Below are 851 nucleotides of genomic sequence, written 5' to 3' on the forward strand. Positions count from 1 at the left end.
ATTTTTTGAGATCGTGCCCGGTGGCACCGCGCCGCATACGAAGAAGGCCGGGCAGTTGGGACAGACGGCATCCGACACCTTGGCCTTGAACTGGCCATCCCGGATGCCACGGAAAATGTCGCCCAGCTTGCCCTGCCGGTTGTTCAGCTCTCTAGCGGAGAGTATCAATGGCTTCGATTCGGCATCGGCCAAGTACACAATCTCGATGCGAGCTTCGGGGAACGCCGCACGGGCGGCCAGTACGAGCGCAGCGGCTCCAACGTCCTTTACATCTTCGCTGGGCGCGTGGCCGGTCCTCACCCGACGCAAGGTCCGGACGCCATTTCGTAACAAAATTTCGTCCGGCCTTACTTCCACTTTGAAACTTTCAAACGAAATGTGGAGCGCCGTTGGTACTTCAAACCGGGCGCCTGCTCTTGATTCCAAGAAATACTGAAGCATCGTGACGGCTATCGCGCGATAGTCATCGATATAGCCATGTCCATGAAGGCCATGGGCAACAAAGGCTTTCAAGAGCAAAGTATCCAGATCGTCAGTCGCCGAGCTTCCCTGAGCTACAACCGTACGATAGACTTCGCGGATCGCCTCATGCATTTGCATGAACGCGCTCATCCGACGACGTCCACCCACCTGAAGCAGATGCGTGTACAAAAACCGTCGAGCGCAGGATTCATATAGCCCGACCTGATCGGAAGTGAAGCGTGGAGTGCCAGAGAACACCACAGGTATGGGGTGGTCGTCAGGAGCTAGAGGCATGACAGTAGTCGGCGTCACGGGTCGTTGGTCAACTGTCCCGATTCGATTCAGGAATGGCGACAGTGGCCGAGCTCGCCCGTTTGCCGTGGCCGTGG

Annotated in this window: 1 protein-coding gene; it reads right to left on the bottom strand. The window is 57.1% G+C overall.

Features of this window, described 5'->3' with window-relative positions; all coding sequences use genetic code 11:
* Positions 1-756: PD-(D/E)XK nuclease family protein (locus tag JK635_RS29250; RefSeq protein WP_235888347.1), on the bottom strand; the 756-nt coding region annotated here is incomplete at its 3' end.
* Between the last annotated feature and the right edge of the window lie 95 nt (positions 757-851).

The organism is Neobacillus paridis (assembly GCF_016765675.1).
Classification (GTDB): domain Bacteria; phylum Bacillota; class Bacilli; order Bacillales; family Cytobacillaceae; genus Neobacillus; species Neobacillus paridis.